The 1,877-nt window shown below is 33.2% G+C and carries 3 protein-coding genes and 1 pseudogene; all 4 read right to left on the bottom strand.

Going from position 1 to position 1,877, the window contains the following annotated elements; all coding sequences use genetic code 11:
• On the bottom strand, positions 1–795 hold a 795-nt coding region (locus tag A9G44_RS03200; RefSeq protein ID WP_065609175.1), incomplete at its 3' end, for an HlyD family secretion protein.
• A 166-nt stretch (positions 796–961) separates the two neighbouring features.
• Positions 962–1,060 (bottom strand): annotated as a pseudogene (locus A9G44_RS13240) (IS5/IS1182 family transposase); the annotation flags it as partial.
• 133 nt (positions 1,061–1,193) lie between these two features.
• A complete protein-coding gene (locus tag A9G44_RS03205; RefSeq protein ID WP_179854784.1) occupies positions 1,194–1,766 on the bottom strand; it encodes a topoisomerase DNA-binding C4 zinc finger domain-containing protein in 573 nt (190 codons plus the stop codon).
• Positions 1,767–1,774: 8 nt separating this feature from the next.
• A partial coding sequence (locus tag A9G44_RS13020; RefSeq protein WP_167370106.1) for an integrase core domain-containing protein occupies positions 1,775–1,877 on the bottom strand: 103 nt, incomplete at its 5' end.

Here is a 1,877-nt window from a genome sequence, read left to right on the forward strand (position 1 = left end):
ATTTAATGCCGGTACTCTTACTTGAAACATATCACCAACTTTAAGGTTTCCCAGCAAATCTTCACGTATATTAAAAGTAAACCAAATATCATTTAAATCAATAATAGAATAAAGCGGAGTACCTGGACTGTATAATTGCCCTGTTTCAGCGACTCGAGTCGTAATTTGACCGTTAATTGGAGAAACTAAAGTTAATTCATTAACATCAGCTTTTACTTGCGCCAATGCTGCTTCTGATTGTTCAACTTGCACATCGGCTAATTTTTTCTGTTCTACACTGCTACCGTTTTCGGCTAGTGATAAGTTAGCTTTAGCGGCTTCATAAGCTTTAATGGCCGCTTGATATTGATTAAAGGATTCATCATAGCTTTGCTTTGAAACAGTGCCATTTTTAGCTAAACGATTAATTCTTTCATAGCTAGTTTGAGCTAAATCTAAATCTGATTTAGCTTTATCTAACTGCGCTTTTTGCACATCAATTGTTTCTGGTCTAGTGCTATAAGTATTATCACGACTCGCCATTGCTACTTTTAATTGCGCTTCTGCTGTTGCAAGCTGAGCTAACAATGCAGGATTTGAAAGAGTAAGAAGAACTTCACCCTGCTTAACATCGTCACCAACATCATAATTAAATTGGTTTACTCGACCTTGAACTCTGGCAGCAACATCAACACGATTAGATTCAACTTCACCTTGCAAAATAATAGTACTAGGTTGATAAGCAAAATATATAATAACAACCATAGCAATAACAGCAATGATCGCTACAATCAAAGAAAAACGTTTTTTATGCATAAATTGGGCTTATAAAGGTTAAAGCAAAATTGCAATATTAGTATTGAAAATAATATAAAGCCAAACACTTAAATACGCAATAAAATATATACTGTTATATGTGTTAACGATTAAAAAATATTTATCCTTTGTTAGGGATTGTTGATCTTTTGTATTCATGTATTAATCAACAATGCATTGGTAGCCACATAAGTATGAATGCCAGAGATAACATGCAGACATAATTCCTTTCTAATTTATCATATCTTATTAAAATAGAACGATAAGGGATAAATGAATCTTAAGTAATGATTGAGTACTACGAACACGGTAATATCCATGGAAAATAGGATTGTTGATATTTACTAAATTAGTATACTGGTATTAAAGGTGATGATTTCAGACAAAACATGAGAATATTAGCTCCATTCCATACATCTTTTCAATTCACCTAATAATGTGCTTGTATCAATTTTTAAGTTTTTAAAGAAATAGTTATTCATATCATGATTATGCCACAGTGAATTGATGATTTCATGGGGATCAGTGACTACATAGTTATGACCTTGTATGGCTCCACAATGTAGACAAACATTTGCCATATAATGTTCATTGAGTGTTTTACTGTACTTCATTTTAACAGTTGGTACATTTAAGCTAAGCAGGCGATCAATACTGGAAATATCACCGACTCCAATCCCGTGTAATACAGAAAAAATTGGATCTAATTCGGATAGCTCGTAATACAAATAGTATGAATAGACTGGCGTTTCTTGCTGACATTTCCAACACTGTTTTTGCCATTGATAAATATTGACACCATATTTACGAATGAATTCATAAACTAATTCGGGGATCTTTAAAGTTGATTTACAAACTGGATAACGGGAGCAACCTGCAAATATCCCATATTTTCCGTCTCGTATAACATAATGCCCTTCACAAATTTTACATTGGATATGTAAATGCCCCAAACTTAGTACACAACTCACGTAGAAAATTAAGCTGCTTGTTTTAGTGTTTTATACTCAATCGGTGTCATGTTATTTAATGCCTCATGCGGTCTTTCGGTGTTATAAATCGTTAGCCATTCTTCGGTTATT

This window comes from Gilliamella sp. Occ4-3, from assembly GCF_001690675.1.
GTDB classification, from domain to species: Bacteria; Pseudomonadota; Gammaproteobacteria; order Enterobacterales; family Orbaceae; genus Gilliamella; species Gilliamella bombi.